Annotated in this window: 22 protein-coding genes; 16 read left to right on the forward strand and 6 right to left on the reverse strand. The window is 35.4% G+C overall.

Annotation, left to right across the window (positions count from 1 at the left end):
* Positions 1–69: 69 nt before the first annotated feature.
* Both E0I26_RS12095 and E0I26_RS12100 read right to left on the reverse strand, forming a co-directional pair.
* Positions 70–1,905, reverse strand: a complete 1,836-nt coding sequence (locus tag E0I26_RS12095; protein WP_131916728.1) for a T9SS type A sorting domain-containing protein — start codon at positions 1,903–1,905, stop codon at positions 70–72.
* Between the two features lie 465 nt (positions 1,906–2,370).
* Complete coding sequence (locus tag E0I26_RS12100) at positions 2,371–2,712, reverse strand: hypothetical protein (RefSeq protein ID WP_131916729.1); 342 nt, start codon at positions 2,710–2,712, stop codon at positions 2,371–2,373.
* Between the two features lie 105 nt (positions 2,713–2,817).
* On the opposite strand from E0I26_RS12100, the gene E0I26_RS16515 reads away from it, so the two are divergent.
* From E0I26_RS16515 to E0I26_RS12145, 10 genes are all read left to right on the forward strand, one after another.
* The gene (locus E0I26_RS16515) at positions 2,818–2,994 is read left to right on the forward strand and encodes a DUF5522 domain-containing protein (RefSeq protein ID WP_158634650.1); all 177 of its coding nucleotides are present in this window, start codon (positions 2,818–2,820) and stop codon (positions 2,992–2,994) included.
* A 294-nt stretch (positions 2,995–3,288) separates the two neighbouring features.
* Positions 3,289–5,271 (forward strand): urocanate hydratase, encoded by a 1,983-nt coding sequence (locus E0I26_RS12105; RefSeq protein WP_131916730.1) that lies wholly within the window; start codon positions 3,289–3,291, stop codon positions 5,269–5,271.
* 50 nt (positions 5,272–5,321) lie between these two features.
* Positions 5,322–5,864, forward strand: coding sequence for a DUF4136 domain-containing protein (locus E0I26_RS12110; protein WP_131916731.1), 543 nt, complete (start codon positions 5,322–5,324; stop codon positions 5,862–5,864).
* A gap of 380 nt (positions 5,865–6,244) precedes the next feature.
* On the forward strand, positions 6,245–7,987 hold the full coding sequence (gene ilvB / locus E0I26_RS12115) for a biosynthetic-type acetolactate synthase large subunit (RefSeq protein WP_131916732.1): 1,743 nt from the start codon (positions 6,245–6,247) through the stop codon (positions 7,985–7,987).
* A 40-nt stretch (positions 7,988–8,027) separates the two neighbouring features.
* Complete coding sequence (ilvN, locus tag E0I26_RS12120) at positions 8,028–8,615, forward strand: acetolactate synthase small subunit (RefSeq protein WP_131916733.1); 588 nt, start codon at positions 8,028–8,030, stop codon at positions 8,613–8,615.
* Positions 8,616–8,626: 11 nt separating this feature from the next.
* Positions 8,627–9,871 carry a threonine ammonia-lyase IlvA gene (gene ilvA, locus E0I26_RS12125; protein ID WP_131916734.1) on the forward strand — a complete coding sequence of 415 codons (1,245 nt, stop codon included), beginning with the start codon at positions 8,627–8,629 and terminating at the stop codon, positions 9,869–9,871.
* 60 nt (positions 9,872–9,931) lie between these two features.
* Positions 9,932–10,318 (forward strand): group III truncated hemoglobin, encoded by a 387-nt coding sequence (locus E0I26_RS12130; protein ID WP_131916735.1) that lies wholly within the window; start codon positions 9,932–9,934, stop codon positions 10,316–10,318.
* 79 nt (positions 10,319–10,397) lie between these two features.
* Positions 10,398–11,531 carry an esterase-like activity of phytase family protein gene (locus tag E0I26_RS12135; protein WP_131916736.1) on the forward strand — a complete coding sequence of 378 codons (1,134 nt, stop codon included), beginning with the start codon at positions 10,398–10,400 and terminating at the stop codon, positions 11,529–11,531.
* Between the two features lie 91 nt (positions 11,532–11,622).
* Complete coding sequence (locus tag E0I26_RS12140) at positions 11,623–12,120, forward strand: hypothetical protein (protein ID WP_131916737.1); 498 nt, start codon at positions 11,623–11,625, stop codon at positions 12,118–12,120.
* A 324-nt stretch (positions 12,121–12,444) separates the two neighbouring features.
* Positions 12,445–14,202, forward strand: coding sequence for an aromatic amino acid hydroxylase (locus E0I26_RS12145; RefSeq protein WP_131916738.1), 1,758 nt, complete (start codon positions 12,445–12,447; stop codon positions 14,200–14,202).
* Positions 14,203–14,292: 90 nt separating this feature from the next.
* On the opposite strand, the gene E0I26_RS12150 is transcribed toward E0I26_RS12145, so the two are convergent.
* From E0I26_RS12150 to alaS, 4 genes are all read right to left on the reverse strand, one after another.
* Positions 14,293–14,913, reverse strand: a complete 621-nt coding sequence (locus E0I26_RS12150; RefSeq protein ID WP_131916739.1) for a DUF4230 domain-containing protein — start codon at positions 14,911–14,913, stop codon at positions 14,293–14,295.
* 2 nt (positions 14,914–14,915) lie between these two features.
* Entirely contained in the window at positions 14,916–15,878 is a 963-nt protein-coding gene (locus tag E0I26_RS12155; RefSeq protein ID WP_131916740.1) for a GSCFA domain-containing protein, read from the reverse strand.
* A 146-nt stretch (positions 15,879–16,024) separates the two neighbouring features.
* Entirely contained in the window at positions 16,025–16,714 is a 690-nt protein-coding gene (locus E0I26_RS12160) for a hypothetical protein (RefSeq protein WP_235831767.1), read from the reverse strand.
* Between the two features lie 320 nt (positions 16,715–17,034).
* Positions 17,035–19,671 carry an alanine--tRNA ligase gene (gene alaS / locus E0I26_RS12165; RefSeq protein WP_131916742.1) on the reverse strand — a complete coding sequence of 879 codons (2,637 nt, stop codon included), beginning with the start codon at positions 19,669–19,671 and terminating at the stop codon, positions 17,035–17,037.
* Positions 19,672–20,003: 332 nt separating this feature from the next.
* On the opposite strand from alaS, the gene E0I26_RS12170 reads away from it, so the two are divergent.
* The 6 genes from E0I26_RS12170 (at position 20,004) to E0I26_RS12195 (ending at position 23,990) form a co-directional block, all read left to right on the forward strand.
* Positions 20,004–20,981 (forward strand): peptidoglycan DD-metalloendopeptidase family protein, encoded by a 978-nt coding sequence (locus E0I26_RS12170; RefSeq protein ID WP_131916743.1) that lies wholly within the window; start codon positions 20,004–20,006, stop codon positions 20,979–20,981.
* Between the two features lie 79 nt (positions 20,982–21,060).
* Positions 21,061–21,393 (forward strand): MerR family transcriptional regulator, encoded by a 333-nt coding sequence (locus E0I26_RS12175; RefSeq protein WP_091165014.1) that lies wholly within the window; start codon positions 21,061–21,063, stop codon positions 21,391–21,393.
* Between the two features lie 65 nt (positions 21,394–21,458).
* On the forward strand, positions 21,459–22,046 hold the full coding sequence (locus E0I26_RS12180) for a LemA family protein (protein ID WP_131916744.1): 588 nt from the start codon (positions 21,459–21,461) through the stop codon (positions 22,044–22,046).
* A gap of 149 nt (positions 22,047–22,195) precedes the next feature.
* On the forward strand, positions 22,196–22,633 hold the full coding sequence (locus tag E0I26_RS12185; protein ID WP_131916745.1) for a TPM domain-containing protein: 438 nt from the start codon (positions 22,196–22,198) through the stop codon (positions 22,631–22,633).
* Positions 22,633–23,445 (forward strand): TPM domain-containing protein, encoded by an 813-nt coding sequence (locus tag E0I26_RS12190; protein ID WP_131916746.1) that lies wholly within the window; start codon positions 22,633–22,635, stop codon positions 23,443–23,445. Before E0I26_RS12185 ends, E0I26_RS12190 begins: the two co-directional genes overlap by 1 nt.
* A 131-nt stretch (positions 23,446–23,576) precedes the next feature.
* Positions 23,577–23,990, forward strand: a complete 414-nt coding sequence (locus E0I26_RS12195; RefSeq protein WP_131916747.1) for an RrF2 family transcriptional regulator — start codon at positions 23,577–23,579, stop codon at positions 23,988–23,990.
* The last annotated feature ends 96 nt before the right edge of the window (positions 23,991–24,086 follow it).

Genomic DNA, 24,086 nt, shown 5'->3' on the forward strand with positions numbered 1-24,086 from the left:
AGGTAAAATTTATATATAACAAAAATGCAACCTCTGCAGATTGCATTTTGCTTTCATTTATATTTACTCTTATCTTCTGATGATTATTTTCTGACCCACTTCTATTTTATCTTTAGTTGCTATTTTAACGATATAAATTCCATCACTAAGTCCCGAAGTAGAAAAGGTATAAGACGAGTTTGATCCCAAATCTTTTTTATTGAAAATTAATTTTCCGGCTACATCATACAAATTGCAAGTGGCAAGATCCAGTAGTAAAGGATTACTAATTGTTAGTTTTTTAGTGGTATTGTCTTGATAAACCACAAAGCTTTGATGCGCTGCATCCTCAACTCCTAAAGTCGAATTATTTTTAAAAGTAATTTCAAATTGTGTATTGTTCACTCCTCCGGGCAATGTCAAATCATAGAAATCGTTTTTGATATCATGATATAAATCAGTTGCTTTATCGTGCAAATAAACAGAATTAGCAGCTGTAATGTTCAACATTTCTTTCACTGTAATCTTAAAATTGGCTTGATTAGTATTTTTAAAACCGATTGGAATTTTTTTATCCATATCAAAACTTACTGTGTTTATAAGATACTCATCATCATCTATTACAAAGTAAACATCTGCCGGTGAATCATCACTAGAGGATATTGCATCCATAGCGCGATCAACTCCGTCTGTAGCTTCTGGAGCAAATGCCAAAACAATCTGACGAATTCCTTGATTGTTCAATAAGGTATTTAATCGTATTTGCGGTGTTGGGACTGTACTTACCGTTTTATAATCAAATCCGGATACTGATGGAATATCTGACAGGTAAGCCGAGATAGTTTTCGTTTTATTAGAACTTGTATTTCTTTCAAATTGAGAATAATTTAGTGGAGCTTCCTTAACAAATACTCTATAACTATTTTTCATTTCCACAGTTCCATTTACAAGTCCATCAATCATGAAACCTTGCCCAACAGGACTAAAACGTCTCTCATAAGCTCCTCCTGTTCCGGTCTCCCCTCCTTCATTACCTGATCCGTCATAAGAATAAAAGGTTGCAGGAACATAAATTCCAGACCCCAGTCTGCTTATAGGTGAAAAAGCGCCATATCCGCCTTTGTATTCGGCAATGTAATGCGTGTCAACTGTTTTATCCTGTTCCCAGAAATAAGCAATCCCAGTACAATTAGTCGCATCTGTTAAAAAAGCAGACAAATCTATTGCTGATGGATAAGGATTTCCTGTTAATGTAAATTGTTCGACAGCAACTGGAATAGAAATGGTTCCATCATTTGGCTTCCCTCTGAAATCGTACCTTTGTTTACTTCCTGGGTTGTTTTCAATTCCATTTACTGTTGTTAGATTGGTCCCTGAAGTTCCCTTCATCGTAAATCCTTCTCCTGCATTTATTGCAGAAGTTGTCCCAACCGAAACCCAATCTGAATAGCCCGATGAAGCGGTTAACTTAAAAATCCAATAGGGTGCAATTGCAAAAGGACTAGCCGTACCATCGTAATTGTTCATTGCTAAAGGAGTTGAATTATTACTATTTGTCAAGTCTACAATATCTTTAAGCTGAGTAATTCCAAAAGCAGCGTTTCCAGCAGTTACATCACCCCCTCCAACAGGCGAACACCAATAATTGAATTGAAAATTATTTGTAGTTCCTTCTTGAAAAACAGATAAGCTCCCAAGTCCTTTATTTGCTCCGGATGATGTAGAACCTTGAACCAACTGGGCGTCTTTCCTTAAATAGAAGTTACTGTTGGCAGCATTTAACTCTAATTGCTGTTTTATAAAAACGACTTCGTTATTCGCAAAAACGTAACTATTCGGACTTACATACATCTGGGCATTGACACCGTTCTGTAAAAATAATCCAGTAACAATCAACAGCGTTCGTCTAAGTAATTTTGAGTCCATAAGCTTGCTTATTAAATTAATTCGTCTAAAATCAGATTCTTTTATAAGACATTTTATTTCAGTATATTATTTTAATTATAAAAAAAGAAGCCCTATTATGAGTCCTAAAAAAGCTAAAAACACACATTTACAATCAAGGGTTTTAGAAAAAAAATCTGTTTTGAATTATTTTTATCTAAAGTTACAAAAAAATAGAATAAGAGTTAGTATAAAAATCGATAAAAAGTACAAATAATCGATTAAATACATGTTTTTATATTATAATTACATCATTTCTTACGATTAATTGAATTCCAAAATATTAAATATCAGTAATTAAATGATTCATAATTTTCAATAAAAAATTACTTTAACAAACTGTAAGTTAATCCTGTACATTGTTTTAGATTAAAAACAGAAAGTCGTAAAATGCAATCGAAAGTAACATCAAAATAGTATTAAGTCCTAAAATAATTCTGACAAGCACTACTTATTTTTTAAGTATAAATAGTTCCTAAAACCTAAAAAAGGCCTGCTTTTTAGATATTCAAAATTAGATTCATTAGCGTAAGCTTCTCTTTCAAAACTGATATTTCTATACGCCAAATAGGTATTTTTATATTGAAACAAGCGAACAAGATATTCTAACAAATACCAAACAAAAAAAGGCAGTATTAAAAGTTCCAGTTGCTGCCGAAGATGAATTTTTTCATGGTTGATAAAAATGACATTCTCTTTATCTACACCATATTTTACAAACACAAAAGGAAATACAGTTAGTCCGCGATATCCTTTAGGAATTAAATATTTAGCAACAATCAGAAACATTCGCTATAAAATTTATAAATTTGTAATAATAAAATGGTTCTATTTAATGAAAAACTCATTCGTTTGAGTTGATTTCATGAATTTTACAATCGAATAATCCCAAATATGATTGACCAAAGTAATGAAAATAAATTAATAGAAGGGGAAGATTTCTATTACACGCCTGAAGGCTATAAATGTTTTACTGAGAAACACCATTTAAAACGTGGTTATTGCTGTAAGAGTGGTTGTCGTCATTGTCCTTATGGATTTGATAAAAAAACAGGAACGAATAAAAAGTAAACAGTTTTCAGATAGCAGTTTTCAGTGTTCAATCACAAAATTAACTAACCCTAAAATATGGATAATCAATCATTAAAGTATAGGATTAAAATATACAAATCCTACCATAGATCGGATATCCGTTATCCATAGTCGTTTTTTTTTATTGGCTGCATTCCTTAACTAAAATGAGGAACAAAATGCGAATCGAGTATAAATACAATTCGAAAATGAGTTAATTTGAAGACATAAAAATGTAGAAAACATTGCTATTTCTTTAAATTTTTCAATATTTAAATTTTTCAATAAAAAAACATGACTTTTCAAGAACAAATACAACAAGGAATTCCATCGGTTTTACCAAAACCGAAACCATACGAAATAGACATCAATCACGCTCCAAAACGTAAAGAAATCCTTTCGATTGAAGAAAAAAAATTAGCGTTACGTAACGCCTTACGCTATTTTGAACCACAACACCACGCTGAATTAATAAAAGAATTCTCGGAAGAATTGGAAACGTATGGTCGTATTTATATGTACCGCTTGCGTCCGGATTATAAAATGTACGCAAGACCTATTGCCGAGTATCCCGGAAAATGTGAGCAAGCTAAAGCAATCATGTTAATGATTCAAAATAATCTCGATTATGCCGTAGCACAACATCCGCATGAATTGATTACATACGGTGGGAATGGAGCTGTTTTTCAAAACTGGGCACAATATCTTTTGACGATGCAATACTTATCGGAAATGACCGATGAGCAAACATTGACGATGTATTCCGGACATCCGATGGGATTGTTTCCATCACATAAAGAAGCTCCAAGAGTTGTAGTAACAAACGGAATGGTAATCCCTAATTATTCTAAACCGGACGATTGGGAAAAAATGAATGCATTAGGTGTTTCTCAATACGGACAAATGACTGCCGGAAGTTACATGTACATCGGTCCGCAAGGAATTGTTCACGGAACAACCATTACCGTTTTGAATGGTTTTCGTAAAATAAAACGCAGTCCAAAAGGTGGCTTATTTGTAACCTCTGGTTTGGGCGGAATGAGTGGCGCACAACCGAAAGCCGGAAATATTGCCGGTTGTATCACCGTTTGTGCCGAAGTAAATGCAAAAATAACACATATTCGTCACAGTCAAGGCTGGATAAACGAAGTGATTGAAGACATAGATAAACTGGTGCAACGAGTCGTTTTGGCTAAAGCCAATGAAGAAATCGTTTCTATCGGGTATCTAGGAAACGTGGTCGATATTTGGGAAAAATTTGATCAGGAAAACATCCATATTGATTTAGGATCGGATCAAACATCTTTACATAATCCTTGGGCTGGAGGCTATTATCCAATTGGAATTTCGTTTGAAGAAGCCAATGAAATGATGGCCAACAATCCCGATTTATTCAAAGAAAAGGTACAGGAAACGTTACGCAGACACACAACTGCAATTAACAAACACACTGCAAAAGGAACCTATTTCTTCGATTACGGAAATGCTTTCTTGCTGGAAGCTTCCCGTGCCGGTGCCGATATTATGGCAGAAAATCATATCGATTTCAGGTATCCAAGTTATGTACAGGATATTATGGGACCTATGTGTTTTGATTACGGATTTGGACCTTTCCGTTGGGTTTGTGCTTCGGGAAAACCGGACGATTTAGCCAAAACAGATGCTATTGCTTGTCAAGTTCTGGAAGAAATGGCAAAAACGGCACCTGAAGAAATTCAACAGCAAATGCAAGATAATATCCATTGGATAAAAGGCGCCCAGGAAAACAAACTGGTTGTAGGCTCACAAGCCCGAATTCTTTATGCCGATGCCGAAGGTCGTGTAAAAATTGCCGAAGCTTTTAATCAGGCTATTGCCAAAGGCGAAATAGGAACAGTAGTTTTGGGCAGGGATCATCACGATGTTTCCGGCACTGATTCCCCATACAGAGAAACTTCTAACATTTATGACGGCTCCCGTTTTACGGCTGATATGGCGATACAAAATGTTATTGGTGACAGCTTTAGAGGTGCCACTTGGGTATCCATTCACAATGGCGGAGGAGTTGGTTGGGGCGAGGTAATTAATGGTGGTTTTGGTATGGTTCTTGATGGTTCAAAAGAAGCTTCAAGGCGTTTAGCATCAATGCTTTTCTGGGATGTCAACAACGGGATTTCCAGAAGAAGTTGGGCTAGAAATGACGGAGCACTATTTGCCATAAAAAGAGCGATGGAGACGCAACCTTTATTGAAAGTTACCATCCCTAATATAGTCGCCGACAATTTGTTGGATTTTTAAAAAACTTGAGTATATCTTTAGTAAATATATAGTAATCAAATAATCACACCATGAAAGCAATGAAACTCCTTCCCGTATTTCTACTTTTCGTAATTGCCTCTTGCAGTTCCGTAAAAGTATATTCAGATTATGATAATAATGTAGATTTCAGTCAATACAAAACGTATGCTTTTCATAAAAAAGGCATCGATCGAGTGGAAATTTCAGAATTGGATAAGAAAAGAATACTTAATGCCATAGACCGAGAACTAAGCAGAAAAGGGATGTCCAAAAGTGAAAATCCAGATTTGCTGATTAACATTCTCACCAAAGAAAGAGAAAAAATTGACGTGAACCAATACAATGCCGGATGGGGTTATGGATGGGGTTACGGATGGAATCCTTATTTCTGGGGAGGACGCAGTACGTATGTTTCGTCTTCAACCGAAGGAACATTGTATATTGATTTAATCGATGCCAAGAAAAAAGAATTAGTTTGGCAAGGTGAAGGAGTTGGATATTTGACTGAAAACCGCAATGAAAAAGAAAAACAAATCAATGAATTTGTGGCAAAAATTTTAGAACAATTCCCGCCTTCGGCTTCAAAAAAATAAATATTTTGATATGATCTTATCAGATAATCTATATATTTGCAGCTCAAACAAAAACAATGAACAACTTAAATAACATTATTATCGCTATTAACATTATTGTAATTCAACAATAATGGCGAGGTGTTATATAAATAAGTAAGCAATATACAATTTATCAAACCTCCCACATCGGGAGGTTTTTTTATTTAAATCAACTATGAAAAATTTAGCAACAATTATCATTATCGTAATTATCATTATTCGTTTCACATGACGAGTCAGGATTATAGTATCAACTATCAGCCTTTCTCATCTAAAACTGAGAAAGGCTTTTTTTTTTTAAATCTAACACAATACCCAAAACAGAAAACTCATAAAAATCCAGAAACAAAAACAAAAAAATGAAAACAACAGTACGCTCACTAAAAGAAAAAACCAAAACAATCAATACAACAGGCAGTCTTGCCGTTATTGACGCTTTATTATCTGAAAAAGCAGATACTATTTTTGGCTATCCCGGAGGAGCCATTATGCCAATATACGATGCACTTTATGACTTTAAAGACAAGCTAAATCATATATTAGTGCGTCACGAACAAGGCGCTATTCATGCGGCTCAGGGCTATGCAAGAGTAAGCGGAAAAACGGGTGTTGTTTTTGCGACTAGCGGACCCGGCGCAACCAATTTGGTAACAGGCTTGGCCGATGCGATGATAGATTCCACTCCGTTAGTTTGCATCACTGGACAGGTATTTGCTCATTTATTAGGCACCGATGCTTTTCAGGAAACCGACATCATCAACATAACGACCCCAATAACAAAATGGAACTACCAGGTTACAGATGCCAAAGAGATTCCTGAAGCAATTGCAAAGGCTTTTTTTATTGCAAAAAGCGGGCGGCCAGGTCCCGTTTTAATAGATATTACCAAAAATGCACAATTACAATTGTTTGATTATATTGGCTACAGACCTTGTATTCATGTCAGAAGTTACCGTGCAAAACCAAATGTTCGTATAGCATACATTGAGAAAGCGGCCGTCATAATCAACCAAGCCAAAAAACCATTCGTAATATTTGGTCAAGGCGTATTATTAGGCAATGCCGAAAAAGAATTCCAAGCTTTTATTGAAAAAGCGGGATTGCCAGCCGCTTGGACCATTATGGGAATGAGCGCGATTCCTACAGACCATCCGCTGGGCGTAGGCATGCTTGGGATGCACGGCAATTACGGCCCGAATTATTTAACTAACGAATGCGATGTTTTGATTGCAGTAGGAATGCGTTTTGACGACAGGGTTACTGGGCGATTGGATAAATATGCCAAACAGTCTCAAATTATCCATATGGATATTGACCCGGCTGAAATTGACAAAAACATTCAAACGACCGTCCCTGTTTGGGGAGATTGCAAAGAAACATTGCCCTTGCTCACCCATTTATTAGATAAAAAAATACATCGAGAATGGTTCAACGAATTTGAAATAAAAAGAGAAAAAGAAACCACCGTAGTAATTCAAAAAGAGCTACATCCTACCGAAGGCGGCTTGACTATGGGGGAAGTAATAAACATACTTAACGAATTAACGGGAGGCGATGCCGTTATTGTTACCGATGTAGGCCAACACCAAATGGTAACCTGCCGCTATGCCAAACAAAACAAAACCCGAAGCAACATCACCAGTGGCGGTTTAGGAACCATGGGATATGCCTTGCCAGCTGCTATTGGGGCTAAATTTGGTGCGCCTGAAAGACAAGTCATAGCCATTATGGGCGATGGAGGTGCACAAATGAACATCCAGGAACTAGGAACCATTATGCAGTTTCAACCCAATGTAAAAATCTTAATTCTCAACAATAGTTTTTTAGGAATGGTACGCCAATGGCAAGAATTATTTCATGAAAAAAGATACTCCTTTACAGATATTCAAAGCCCCAATTTTGTTCAAGTTGCCAAAGGATATAAAATTGACGGAAGGCAAGTTTCCAAAAGAGAAGACTTAAGGGAAAGCCTGAAGCAAATGTTGGATCATCCAAGTGCATTCCTATTGGAAGTGGCAGTAATTCATGAAGACAATGTTTTCCCCATGGTGATGCAAGGAAAAGGGGTAGCAGAAATTATTTTAAGCAAAGAAGAAATCTAAACTCCAAACCCAAAAAAGGAAATTTAAAAAAATAAAAGCGATGAAACAAGAATATACATTAACCATCTACACCGAAAATCAAGTAGGTTTAATCAACAAAATTGCCATCATGTTCTCTCGGAGAAAAATTAGTTTAGAAAGTCTGAATACATCCCCTAGTGAAATCGAAAAAATATATAGATTTACCATCGTGGTAAAAGAGACCGAAACAGTGGTAAAAAATCTGGTTCGTCAAATAGAAAAAATAGTAGATGTTTTCAAAGTATATTGTAATACTAATGACGAAATTATCTGGCAACAAATGGCTTTGTACAAAGTGCCTACTGCTATCATTATGAAAGAGGTAAAAGTTGAACGATTATTGAGAGAATATGGCGCAAAGGCAGTAGTAATACAAGAAGATTACACCGTTTTTGAAGCCACAGGACAAGATGAAGAAGTAAACAATCTTCTTCAGGAACTGGACAAATTTGGCTTAATAGAATTCGTCAGAAGTTCCAGAATCGCTATCATCAAATCGAGTGAAGGAATCCACAAAAAGGTTTTGGACATGGAGAAAAATGACCCAACAAAACAGCCCATCAATAACGAATTTTTAAATCATAAGAGCGTAATTTTTGAAATGTAATAAAGAAAATCATGAATATATTTAAAGAAGTATTAGCGGCAAAAAATCAGTTACAAGGAGTGGTTCCCGCTACTCCATTGACTGAGAACCTGAATCTTTCCGATGAATTCGAATCAACCATCCTGCTAAAACGTGAAGATTTACAAATCGTTCGCTCCTACAAAATCAGAGGAGCCTACAACAAAATGAGTTCTCTTACTGAACAAGAAAAAAAGCAGGGTATTGTTTGCGCGAGCGCGGGAAATCATGCACAAGGAGTGGCATACTCTTGTAATCTGTTAAAAATAATGGGCAAGATTTACATGCCCAAAACAACACCTAAACAAAAAGTAAAACAAGTACAGTTGTTTGGAAAATCATATGCAGAAATTGTTTTAATAGGAGATACTTTTGATGACGCTTACGCAAAAGCCGTAGCAGACGCAACACAAAGCAACAAAGCTTTTATTCACCCGTTTGATGACGTAAAAGTCATTGCAGGTCAAGGTACAGTCGGATTAGAGATTCTAGAATCGTTTAAGGATCCTATCGATTATGTATTTATCCCTATTGGCGGTGGCGGATTGGCGGCTGGACTTTCGGAGGTTTTTAAACAGTTGAGCCCCAATACCAAAATTATTGGTATAGAACCCGAAGGCGCTCCTTCGATGAAAACATCTATTGCCAATGGCAAAAACACACCACTGGAAACCATTGACAAATTTGTAGATGGCGCAGCGGTAAAACAGGTAGGCGACATCACTTTTGAAATTTGCAGTAAAAATTTAGATGATATCATTCTGGTTCCCGAAGGGAAAGTATGTACCACTATTTTGCGATTGTATAACGAAGAAGCCATGGTTGTTGAACCTGCCGGAGCGTTAGCCATTGCGGCTTTGGACTTTTATAAAGACCAAATAAAAGGCAAAAACATAGTTTGCATCGTCAGCGGAAGTAACAATGACATTGAAAGAACTGCCGAAATAAAGGAACGCTCTTTACTGTATGAAGGATTAATGCATTATTTCATGATTCAGTTTCCGCAACGTCCTGGTGCATTAAAGGAATTTGTAAATGATATTTTAGGCCCTGATGATGACATTACCTATTTTCAATTTACCAAAAAGAACAGTCGTGAGGTAGGTCCTGCAGTAGTTGGATTAGAACTAAAAAACAAAAATGACATTCTATCCATCAAATCCCAGATGACGAACAAAGGTTTTGAGTTTAAATACCTCAATGAAAAGCAAGATTTATTTACGCATTTAATTGGGTAAAAGAATTATCCATTTTCAGCATAAAGGCCTACCTTTGCGTAGGCTTTTTTACACCCAATCATGACAACACTCACTGATATTACCAACTTGGAAGACATCAAATTACTTGTTGACACCTTCTATTCTAAAGTTCAAAAAGACAGCTTTATTGGACCCATATTCAACGAAAAAATAGGCAATAACTGGCCCGATCATTTGGAAAAAATGTATCGTTTTTGGCAAACTATTTTACTCGAAGTACATTCTTATTCCGGAAGCCCGTTTCCACCACACAAACAATTACCGGTTGCCAAGGAACATTTTGAGCGTTGGATGGAAATTTTCACAGAAACTACCGATAGTTTATTTGCAGGTCCATTAGCCGAAGAAGCAAAACTACGCGCCAAAAATATGGCTGAAATGTTCAATTATAAAATTGAGTATTTCCGCAATGCCGAAAAAAAATAAAATTAACAATCCGTAGTTTTTACAGCAGCTTTTTAATCCAGACATCAGTTCACTTTTGCAAATAGTAACACATTCTTTCATGCGTAAACTTTTATTTCTCGTTGTTTTACCAGCCGTTCTTCTTTCTTGCTCCAATTTAAAACAAACCATTGAAAACAAACCAACTCCCAGTTTAAGGCTAATCAGTTCGATCGAAATTCCATTTGATAAAACTTTTCAGAATACAAAAGTGGGCGGTTTATCCGGAATCGATTATGATGCGAAAAACGATTTGTATTACTTGATAAGCGATGAAAGATCCCAGACTAATGATTCCCGATTTTACACTGCAAAAATTCGTTTGGTCGAAAACAAATTAGAAAGTATTGATTTCACAGCTGTCATTACTTTAAAAAATGAAGCAGGAGAAAATTATGGCAATTGGAACACCATCCCATCAACCTCAGCCGATCCCGAAGACATCCGATTCAATCCTAAAACCAATTCCTTAATTTGGAGTAGCGAAGGAGCTCACGTGCTCACAGCAGACAAGACGGTTTTACAAAATCCATCGATAAATTTCATGGATTTAAAAGGTGATTTTCTTGGCAATGTCACATTACCGGAAAATTTAAAAATGCAGAAACTGGAAAAAGGTCCGAGAAATAATGGAACTTTAGAAGGAATTACTTTTGACAAAAACTACAAAAATATTTACACCAACATTGAAGAGCCGCTATTTGAAGATGGCGACCAAGCCAATACCAGCAAAGGAGGTTTGATTCGATTGTATCAATTTAATGCCAAAACAAAGAACAACACCGCCCAATACGGGTACCAACTGGAGCCCATTGCACATGAGCCCAGTCCAAAAGAAGCTTTTGCCGTAAATGGCATTTCGGCAATTCAGTATTATGGTAAAAACCAGTTGCTGGTTGTGGAACGTTCGTACTCTACAGGTACGCAAACCTGCACGGTAAAAGTATTTTTGTGTGATTTAAAAAAGGCAACTAACGTTAAAAATTACCCCTCGTTACAAAACCAGAAATTGGAATTAGCTTCTAAAAAACTGATTCTAAACATGGATGATTTAGGGATTTTTATTGATAATATTGAAGGACTTACTTTTGGACCAAAATTGACAAATGGCAATCCATCTATCATTTTTGTTTCAGATAATAATTTTTCAGATAAACAAAAAACGCAGGTTTTGGTGTTTGAGTTGATGAAGTAGTCGATCGCGCAGATATGCACAACCGTTCGCGCAGAATTGCATTCTGTGCCCACAACAATGAGAATACAAAACCTTTAAAGTAAAAAACTCAATGAAGCATAGTTGGAGAATATTTGAATTTATTCTATCAGGAATTCAGATTTGTTGTGGACTTGTTATATTATTTTTTGTCTACATAACATGTACTGAATATTATATTTTTTTATGGAAAAACCCATTAGTGGACCATCAGAGTATTGTTCAAATGGCTCTCAGAACAAATTCAACTTTAGTAATCGTTTCTCTTATTGCTATTTCATCAGCGTTACTTTTAATTAAAAACGTATCAAAAGGCTGGGTTATGAGTATTATAACTTGGATTATGTTTGTAGTAATATTGATAATTAACTCTTACAGATTAAACCTACTCAATCCTAGTGCGCTAGATTTGGTTTCAAAATTTATTTTAGGTGTAATGGCAATTGGATTTACAACAATCGTAGTACTATTAAATAATATAGAATTCAGACAGAAATACAAACCAACCAAAAACAATTGGATTGTTATAGCAATTTCTATTACTGCACTAACAGCTTTAAAATTTTTATAGACCTAAACGAGAATGACAAACGAAGCGTAATTTCTTTGAGAAATATTTTAGTGTGATTGCTTCGTTCCTCGCAATGACAGAATGCCGCAAAAATTATCTTAAATCAGACCTAATCTCAAATTACACCACAACTTCCCTAGCCCCGATTGCAATGAAAAGCTTTTTGCGAAAGCCGTTTTGGTTTTTCTTGTTTATAAAAAGCGACCGGAGGAAGCTATTTTATAAACTTTAGAAAAACAAACGGGTTTGCAAAAACTTGCAATGAAAAGCGGGAAATAGCTCCTGAAATTCGTACTTTTGCAGTTGAACTACAACGTTTTCGATATGAACACAACTATAGAAAGTAATCCGTTATTGGACCGATTGCCAAAACACTTAAAGCAATTTATTAAGCCTCAGGATTATAGCGATTATACGCCCATAAATCAAGCGGTTTGGCGTTATGTGATGCGCAAAAATGTGGATTATTTATCAAAAGTGGCTCATAGTTCCTACTTGGAAGGTTTGAAAAAAACAGGAATCGAAGTCGACAACATTCCTAGTATGTATGGCATGAACCGTATTCTGACCGAAATTGGTTGGGCTGCAGTAGCCGTTGACGGATTTATTCCACCGAATGCTTTTATGGAGTTTCAAGCATATAATGTCCTTGTAATTGCATCTGATATTCGCCAGCTTGAGCATATAGAATACACGCCTGCACCAGATATTATTCACGAAGGTGCCGGTCATGCGCCCATTATTGCCAATCCCGAATATGCGGAATACCTGCGTCGTTTTGGTGAGATAGGATGCAAAGCGATTTCTTCGCACAAAGATTACCAAATGTATGAAGCCATCCGACTACTTTCTATCCTGAAAGAAGCCGAAGATACGCCTCAAGCCGATATTGATGCTGCCGAAAAAGCAGTGGAAGATTTGCAGAATAACATGGGCGAATTATCGGAAATGGCGCAAATCAGAAACCTGCATTGGTGGACCGTGGAATATGGTTTGATTGGAACTATTGACAATCCAAAAATATACGGTGCCGGACTGCTTTCGTCTATTGGAGAAAGCGCCTGGTGCATGACGGATAATGTAAAAAAAATCCCTTACGACCTATCGGCAGCCAACCAAAGTTTTGATATTACGAAACTGCAACCACAGCTTTATGTCACTCCAGATTTTGCTTATTTAAGTTTGGTTTTGGAAGAGTTTGCCAATAAAATGGCGTTGCGTACTGGAGGATTATCAGGAATTAATAAGCTGATTCATTCCAATGCTTTAGGAACGATTGAATTGAGCACCGGAATTCAAATTTCGGGAGTTTTCACCAATGTTATCGAAGAAGAAGGAAAACCCGTTTATATCCAAACAACAGGAAAAACAGCATTATCATATAGAGAAAAAGAATTAGTGGGTCATGGAACTGCTAAACATGCCGAAGGTTTTGGAAGTCCTATTGGAAAACTAAAAGGAATAAATCTTGCGATTGAAGACATGAGCCCAAGAGATTTAAGTGCCTATTCTATTACTGAAAATCAAAGCGTAACGCTTGAATTTGAAGGTGATATTATCGTAAAAGGAGAAATCATTACCGGATCGAGAAACCTACACGGAGAGATTATTTTAATCAGTTTAAAGAATTGTACCGTGACACACAGAGAAACTATTTTGTTTCAACCGGAATGGGGAAATTATGATATGGCTGTAGGTAAAAAAGTGGTTTCGGCTTTTTCTGGTCCTGCTGATGTGAATAGTTTTAATTTAATTTCGCATGTGCCAACAAGTAAAACTATCAAGGCGAAACACACCGCGGAACGTGATGATTTAGAGGTTTTATACCAAACGATTCGAAACATAAGAGAAACCAAGGATACAGAAACTTCTTTGGTACCAATTTTTGATAAATTACGTAACAACCATCCAAACGATTGGTTGTTAGCTGTTGAAATCACTGAGCTTTTGAAAGACAGAAATGAACCACAATTACTACAGGAAATAATGGTTTATCTCGATCAATTAAAAGAAAAAAGACCCGAAGTAGCGCATTTGATTATTGGTGGTTTGGATTTAATTTTTGACAAAGAGAAAGCTTAAAATTACTTCAAGGAAGCGGACAGAGAATTTAAACACTAATTTCAGGAATTAACACAAATTAATTCGTGAAATTAGTGTTATTATTACTTTTTACAATTTTATTTTTTGTCCAAAATCTTTTTCACTTTCGATTACTTTTCCTTCGTATTGCAATTTCCAACCCATTGTATTGGTCAGAATTAATATTTTAGACAATTCACTTATTAGTCGGTTTTGAGCATTCGTTTTCAATGACGATTTTTCAATTTTCTTGGCAAGATTCGCTTTAACCGATTTATTGATTTTGTTGTAATCATCTCCCGTAAACGGATTCAATTTACTTTGTTCCACATCATAAAATTGAATATCGGAACTGATTTTTATTTCTTCTTTTGGAATGTATTTTATGGTAATCGTTTTATTTTTCTCATCAATATCGTAAACGACTTTACGCAAATCATAAGCCACTGTAACATCGGCATTGACAACAATGAGTGCTTTTTTCTCGAAAGAAAGCATCTCCATTAAATATTTTTCTTGATTTTTGTAAGTCAATACTTCCGAGAAATGACCTTCGGTAACAACTAGTTTGCCTACGTTTACAATTTGCTGCTGAATGAGATTCGTGTTGTAATCGATATCGGAATCATCGTTTTTCTTGAATTCACAAAATTTAAATAATAAAAATATCCCAACTATAATTCCTATTCCAATAAGTATTCTTCTAAGCATAATTAAAATTTCATGAATGAATATTGTGAAACCAATTTAGTGATTTTTTCTTTGAGTTTGGATTCAAACTTCAGGTGACTTTCTGAATCAGGATTAAAAGGTCTGTGAGACAAACTTTTTTGAATACTCTCTACTTCTTCCATCGTAGCAAAAGCCATTTCTGAAATGGTAGTTTCTTTGAAACGCTTCCAGATATAATCGATTGCCACTTGATTGGGATGCAACATATCTTCGGCATAAAAACGGTAATCCCGAAGTTCATCCATCATGATTTCGTAGGAAGGAAAATAGATTGCAGATTTTAGATTGCAGATTTCAGATTCCTCTAAAACTTGATGGATTGCGGAAATCAAATGTGATTTGCTTCTTTGATTTTCGACAAAACCGTCTTTTATGTGACGCACTGGCGAAACTGTGAAAATGATGTTACAATCAGGATTTACCGAGTGAATTAATTTGGTTGTCTTTACCAGACTTTCTTTTATCGTTTCAACTGAAAGTAATTCTTTCTGAAACTTCTTTTGTGGCACTTTATGACAATTCGCCACAATAGAATCGCTTTCAATATTTCGATAGACCCACGATGTTCCATACGTGATAATAACATGAGAAGCTTGATGTAATTGCAGTTTTGTTGATTCAAATATTGCGTTTAAAGATGCTAATAAATCCTCTTTATTTGAATTACTCAAATCCGAATGCACATCAAAACAATGCCAGCGTTCGTTATAGAAAAAAATATCTTCTTCCGTGAATAAAGTCGCATGTATGGCTTTATCAATAATTTTTTCAATAGAAACCGGATTAAAAATTATCCCGAAAGTATTTATGGTGTTTTGAAATTTAAAATATTGGAATTTTTCAGAAATATTTTCTGCAAAACAAGAACCTAAAGAGACAATCTTTGAATTGTAATCTAAAGGATGATTACTTTTAGAAATAGGTACTGGGGTCCTGAATTGCATTGTTATTTTATTTACTGCAAATTTGAATAATTTTAGCGAATTAAATGGTGTTTCACTCTTTTTTCATTCATCAGACATGCTTTAAATTAAAAAACCCTTTCAGAGTTTACTATGCTGAAAGGGTTGTTATAAAAATAAATATTTTCTTAGTAGAAGTATACTGATTTCAGATAACCGGCATTTCTATTAGTAGCACTAGCATTTTCTGAAACCTGTTCCGTTGGGTAATTATCTAAATCGTATTTAAAAGAACTTTTATAAAAATTAGCAGAAGATGTTATTTGGTCGTCTTTAGAAACACTTGTAATTACTGTACTTATTAAACTATTATTTGACGAGATTCCTTCATTATAATCCAATAGTTTTTTGTATCCCAATATATTATACAACGGATTGTGCTTAGAATCATAATCAAAACTCACACTATATTTTGACAAAACACCTGGTGCAGTATTATCCAATATCCTTTCCTCTTTGATGAGATTTTCGTTTTCAAAATACAATGTTCCGTGAAATTCTTTTACTTCCTGATTCCCTGAATTAATCGTTAATTTTTCATAAGAAACGGTTTTATCTGAATTATGAATGTAATTTATTCTATAATTACCTAAAGACTCCGCTTCAACCAATTTTCCCTCCAGATAACTATATTCAATAGTCTCACTTTGTTGATTTATTTTATTTAACGTTACAACTTTTGTAATCAAACCATCGGTATACGTAAAATCTGTACGTTTCTGAACACCGTCAATACTGGCAATTTCACCACCGTTATAGGTAAATAAAGTTGTTGCGGAAGTTCCATCTGCGGAAATCTCAACTGTCTTTTTTAGCAATTTTACACCCCCGTCAGTATCATTTGAGCACGAATAAAGTGTCAATAAAAAAATTGATAAGACCCAAAATATATATTTTTTCTGTTTCATAATAATTAAACAAATCGTATTAACCCTTTATAAAACCTTTTTAGCTCTATATAAATCAAACCTAAAAAAATAAAATAAAAGCTACAATATTCATCGTTACAATTCCTATATTTCGGTTAAACTGCTGTTTTTAAACCAAATACAACCCTATAAGTAACAGATTATCAAACAACAAACCCTTTTAGAACTTAAGCTCTAAAAGGGTTTTTATTATAAAAAATAAATTTGTTCTACTTTACAAACTCAACTGCTTTTTCCAAAGCTTGCTGAATTCCTGCGACATTCTTCCCTCCTGCTGTAGCAAAAAACGGTTGTCCGCCACCGCCACCTTGAATAAATTTACCCAATTCACGAACTACTTGTCCTGCATTTAGGTTTTTCTCAGCGACTAATTCTTTAGAAACATAACAGGTTAACATTGGTTTTTCTTCGTCGGCTGTAGCCAAAACTAGAAATAAGTTATTCCCTAAATTTCCTAATTCATACGCTAAATCTTTAGCTCCTTCCGGATTCAAATCTACTTGTTTTGCCAAGAATTGGACACCGTTTATTTCCTGTATTTCAGCAATTAAACTCGCTTTCAAATTTTTAACTTTATCTTTTACCAAAGCCTCAATTTGTTTGGTCAATTTGGCATTTTCTTCCTGCATCGAATGAACGGCTTTCAAAATATCCTGAGGATTTTTCAAGGCTGTTTTTACTTCATTTAAAGTGTTTTCATACGAAGCAAAATGTGCTTTTACCGCATCACTTGTAATCGCTTCGATACGACGAATTCCCGCAGCAACCGCTCCTTCCGAAACGATTTTGAAATGCCAGATTTCAGCCGTATTTTTCACATGAATTCCACCGCACAACTCCATGCTTTCGCCAAATTTAATAGCACGTACATGGTCTCCATATTTCTCTCCAAACAAAGCCATCGCTCCTTCTTGAACTGCTTGCGCAAAAGGAATATTTCGTCTTTCAATTAATGGCAATTGCTCTTGAATTCTTGCGTTTACAAAATCTTCCACTTGTTGCAATTCGGTTTCCGTCATTTTAGCAAAATGAGAAAAGTCAAAACGCAAGTAGTTTGGGTTTACCAAGGATCCTTTTTGCTCTACGTGAGTTCCAAGAATACTTCTCAAGGCTTGGTGCATCAAGTGTGTAGCCGAGTGATTTCTAGAAGACAAGCTTCTCAAATCCTGATTTACTTTGGCAACAAAACCAACATTTACATTTTCTGGTAATTGTTTTGTAAAATGTAAAATCAGGTTGTTTTCTTTTTTGGTGTCGATGATTTCGATAGTTTCATTTGCAGAAACCAATGTTCCTTTATCCCCAACTTGTCCACCACCTTCTGGATAGAATGGCGTGTTGTCCAAAACGATTTGGTATAAAATACCGTCTTTTTTACTGTCAACTTTACGGATGCGAGTGATTTTTACGTCACTTTCTGATTGGTCGTATCCTACAAATGTTTCTACATTTCCAGGAATCAATACTGACCAATCTTCGGTAGAAACTTCTGACGCAGCACGTGAACGTGTTTTTTGTTCTTGCATGGCAGCGTTAAAACCAGCTTCGTCCAATTCGAATCCTTTTTCTCTAAGAATTAATGCGGTCAAGTCAATTGGGAATCCGAAAGTATCGTATAATTCAAATGCTTTTGTTCCAGAAACGGTTGCCCCTTTAGTTTCGGCAACTACATTTTCCAATAATTGTAATCCTTGGTCTAATGTTCTCAAGAAAGAAGCTTCTTCTTCACGAATCACATTCGTAACCAATTGTTGTTGCGATTTGATTTCCGGAAAAAACTCCCCCATTTGATTGGCCAAAACAGCAACCAGTTGATTGATAAACGGTTCTTTGGTATTCAAGAACGTAAATCCGTAACGAATGGCACGACGTAAAATTCTACGAATTACATAACCAGCACCTGTGTTTGAGGGCAATTGTCCATCAGCAATAGCAAAAGCTACCGCACGAACGTGATCGACCACTACACGAATAGCGATATTGGTTTTATTTTGCTCTTCGCTGATATTTAAAACTTCGTTTGAAGTGTATTTTAATCCTGTAATTTGCTCTACTTTTTCAATAAGTGGCGTGAAAACATCGGTATCATAATTAGAAGTTTTTCCTTGCAATGCCATACACAAACGCTCAAACCCCATTCCGGTATCAACATGTTGTGCCGGTAATTTCTCTAAAGAACCGTCAGCTTTACGGTTGAATTCCATAAATACATTGTTCCAAATTTCCACAACTTGCGGATGGTCATTGTTCACTAAACTTTTTCCTGAAACTAAAGCTTTCTCTTCTGCAGAACGAATGTCAACGTGAATTTCTGAACAAGGTCCGCAAGGTCCTTGATCGCCCATTTCCCAGAAATTGTCTTTTTTGTTTCCAAGAATGATTCGGTCTTCGTCAATTAATTCCTTCCAAATATCCCAAGCTTCCTGATCGAATGGTACATTTTCATCCGGATTTCCTTCAAATACGGAAACGTATAAATTTTCTTTTGGAATTTTATACACTTCTGTTAAAAGTTGCCAAGCCCAGTTGATGGCTTCTTTTTTGAAATAATCACCAAAAGACCAGTTACCAAGCATTTCAAACATGGTGTGATGGTAGGTGTCAAAACCTACATCTTCCAGATCATTATGCTTTCCTGAAACACGAAGACATTTTTGTGTATCGGCAATTCTATTGCTTTTTGGCGTGGCGTTCCCAAGAAAATATTCTTTGAACTGCGCCATTCCTGAATTGTTGAACATCAGTGTTGGGTCATCCTTAAGAACTATGGGTGCTGATGGAACAATCAAATGTCCATTTGATGCAAAAAAATCCAGAAATTGTTTACGTACGTCTTGTGATTTCATTTTTATTGTTTGTTCGGTTATTTGTTAATTTGGTTAATCGGCTGTATCGCATAAACGAATGACCAAACGATCAAATCAACATTTTTTGCCCCAGATAACAGTATAAAGCTTCGAGATTTATAGATTTATTTTTTCTTGAGGTGGCAGAGCGGCCGGAGGAAGCTCCTGCTGACTCATTAGAAAAAAAGATTTATAAACGAGAACTTGCAACGAATAGCTGGAATAGGCACATTATTTTATTTATTATTGAAAAAAGGGTGTAACAAATGAAACATTTATTAAATTTGTTCGTCTAACCTTTTACAGTGTGCAAAAATAGGGTATTTTAAAATATGTCGAAAGTAAAATATTATTACGATTCCGAAAATCTAGCCTATAGAAAAATAAAAACACGAAAAAGAAGAAAATTTGGTGTTATTATCCTGTTTTTATTGGCATCGGTATTGTTTGGTTTTTTGAGTTTTATTGTTTTATTGAACACTCCTTATTTTGAAACGCCAAAAGACCGTTTACAAGCGCGTGAAATTGAAAATTTGAGATTGAATTATGCGCTGCTGAACAAAAAAATGGATCAGGTAAATGGTGTTATTGAAGCCATTGAAGATCGAGATAATAATTTGTATCGTGTGTATTTTAACAAATCGGCGATTCCTGATTCTATTCGAAAAGCGGGATTACCCGGAAAAAATAGGTATAAAGTATTAGAAGGTTATGACAATTCCCAGTTGGTAATGAATACCACAAAAAGGATTGATGTCCTTAGCAAGGAATTAGCGGTTCAGTCAAAATCATTGGATGCGATTTTGAAATTGGCAGAAGCCAAAAGTGATTTTTTGTCAGCTATTCCTGCCATTCAGCCAGTACGAAATGAAAATTTAAAACAAGTGGCATCTGGTTTTGGATACCGAACAGATCCTTTTACAAAAGTGAGAAAAATGCATAAAGGCATGGATTTCACAGCTAAAACAGGATCTCCCATCTATGCCACCGGCGACGGAGTGGTAGCAAAAGCAGACAATACCGCCTCAGGATATGGAAATCATATTGTTATTCGGCATGGATTTGGATACGAAACTTTATACGCACATTTGAGCAAATATAAAGCTAGAGCGGGACAACGCGTAAAACGAGGAGATGTTATAGGTTATGTGGGAAGCACGGGAAGATCCGAAGGACCGCACTTGCATTATGAGGTTCTCAAGAACAAAAAAGTGGTGAATCCGCTTAATTTTTATTACGGCAATATTTCGGCAGTGGAGTATGTTGCCATTGCACAATTGGCGAATCAGGAAAATCAATCATTAGACTAATGCTCCAAAAGAGTGTTCCGTATTCAGTCTTAACAGTTTATAAAAGAAGTGTTCAAAGAAAAGATTAAAATAAAAAAACATGCATATTGAACTTTCTAAAGATAAAAGATATTACAGCATTGGCGAAGTAGCCAAAGCATTTGACGTGAATGCATCGCTGATTCGTTTTTGGGACAATGAATTTGATATTCTGAAACCAAAAAAGAATGCTAAAGGCAATCGAATGTTTACTCCGGAGGACATCACTAATTTACAATTGATCTATCATTTGGTCAAAGAAAGAGGTTTTACGCTGGAAGGTGCCAAAACCCATTTGAAAGAAGGACAAAAGAAAACACTGGATAAGTTTGAAATTATTCGAAAATTAGAAACGATACGCACACAATTAACAAATATTAAAAACGAATTATAATCAACAGGACTTCTTACTGATATAAATTTTTAAACAATTAAATACTAAACTTAAATTAAATAAACATGAAAAGATTTTTGCCTTGGATTATCGGAGCAGTTGTAATTTTTGTAATTTACAGCTGGGTTAAAGGAATTAATAATACTGCAGTAACTTTAAACCAAAATGTAGAACAATCCTGGGGTGATGTTCAAACAGCATATCAAAGAAGAAATGACCTTATTGGGAATTTAGTAAATACTGTAAAAGGTGCCGCTGATTTTGAAAAAAGCACATTAACAGCAGTTATTGAAGCACGTTCTAAAGCTACCGCTGTAAAAATTGATCCTGCAAATATTACTCCGGAACAATTAGCGGAATTCAACAAAGCACAAAGCGGTGTGAGCAGTTCATTGTCTCGATTATTAGTAACGGTTGAGGCATATCCTGAATTGAAAGCCAACCAAAATTTCTTGAAATTACAAGACGAATTGGCTAGTACTGAAAATCAAATTCTAACGGCGAGAACTCGTTTCAACGAAGCTGTAAAACCTTATAATTCTCATATTAAAACGTTTCCAAACAGCTTATTTGCTGGAATGTTTGGATTCAAAGAGAAAGCATACTTTAATGCTGTTGAAGGTGCAGATAAACCTGTTGAAGTAAAATTCTAAAGTTAGATTATTAGACTTCTTAGATTTTTAGAAGCCAAAATAAATCAAATTTAAATTGAAGAAACAAACTTTAAAAATTAACGATTTTTGATTGCAGATTTAACAATTCTGAAATCAAAAATCGCTAATCTTAACTCAAAAATATTTCAATGTCAAAAGTAGAAGATTTTTTAACCAAAGAAGATGAACAAGAAATTGTTGAAGCTATTCGTATGGCTGAAAAAAATACTTCTGGCGAGATTAGAGTTCATATAGAAAAAACAACTTCCATGGATGCGTATGATCGTGCCTTGGAAGTTTTTCATGAACTAAAAATGGATGAAACCGAGCTTCAAAATGGTGTTTTAATTTACTTAGCTGTAGAAGATCGACATTTTGTAGTTTGTGGTGACAAAGGCATTAATGATGTAGTTCAAGATGATTTTTGGAATTGTACCCGCGATATTATGGTGGCAGAGTTCAAAAAAGGAGATTTCAAGCAAGGTCTAATTGATGGAATCACCAGAGCCGGAGAGCAATTGCAGAAATACTTCCCTTGGCAAGAAGGCGACACAAATGAATTATCAAACGAAATATCTAGAGGATAATGCTATTACAAAAAAAGAGTACCTTAATTTTTCTGAAGCTGTTTGTTTGTTTGTTATTCACACAAATTGGCTTTGCACAATTTACCATTCCTGAAAAACCAACTTTACAGACTTCTGTTTATGATTATGCGAATGTTTTAAGCGCAACCGAAAAAGCACAATTAGAAGAAAAGCTAATTAAATATTCTGATTCTACCACAACCCAAATTGTGGTGATTACCATCGAAAGCCTTAAAGGAGAAGACATTGGTATCCTTACTCCAAAATGGGGGCATGCCTGGGGAATTGGTGGAACCGCAAAAAACGACAATGGTGTACTTATTTTATTGGCAAAAGCCGAAAGAAAAATATGGATCTCGCCAGGATATGGTCTTGAAGATCGATTAACTGCCGGTATTGGTGGAGAAATTACCCGAAACATTATTATTCCTGAATTTAAAGCGGGAAGTTATTTCAAAGGGCTTGATAAAGGAACGGATGCTTTATTTGATGTTTTCAAAGGAAAATATAAAGGCGAACGAGTTAAAAAAACCAAAGATAAAGGATTCCCCATTTTACCATTAATCGTTATTGTCATCATTATACTGGTGCTGATTTCCAGAAACAAAGGCGGCGGTGGAAATTCCGGTAACAGAGGCGGTGGTATAGGACCCAGTTTATTAGATGTTATTATTCTAAGCAGTCTTGGAAGAAACAGCGGCGGAGGTAGTTTCGGTGGTGGTTCATCTGGTGGTGGATTTGGCGGAGGCGGTTTCGGTGGTGGATTTGGTGGCGGAGGTTTCTCTGGCGGTGGATCTGGTGGAGATTGGTAGTATACCGTTTCCATCTTGATAAGACAAGTACATCCGAAATTCAAAAATTAAAGGCTCTTTTAAATTGTAAATATTTTTTTAAATATTTGCAGCGTCTAATCTATTCAAAAAACATAAATCAATCATAGTAAATGCTTTCACATAAAGCCAAATACGCACTAAAGGCCCTCTTATATTTAGCGCAACAAGAAGAAACCCATGTTTCTCGAACTATCGAAATTGCCGAGGCGGCCACTATTCCAAAAAAGTTTTTGGAACAGATTTTATTGGATCTAAAACGCGGACATTTCGTAGGAAGTAAACAAGGGAAATTTGGCGGTTATTATCTTTTAAAACCTAAAAACGACATTACTTTAGCCGATATTCACAGACTTTTTGATGGCGCTATTGCTTTACTTCCTTGTGCCTCATTGAATTTTTACGAACGCTGTTCTGATTGTGTCGATGAATCGGAATGCCTGTTAAGACACGGATTAATTACCATTAGAGAGGAAACTTTAAAGGCAATGGAAGGCATTACTATTGCTTCGTTAGTAAAAAAATAAAAAAATATTTTTTAAACTCTACTAATTTTATAGAATTAATTATATATTTGCCTCAAATTTAACTCATGATTAACAATCAACATTTTAACTTATGAA

The sequence above is a fragment of the Flavobacterium rhamnosiphilum genome, from assembly GCF_004349195.1.
GTDB classification, from domain to species: Bacteria; Bacteroidota; Bacteroidia; order Flavobacteriales; family Flavobacteriaceae; genus Flavobacterium; species Flavobacterium rhamnosiphilum.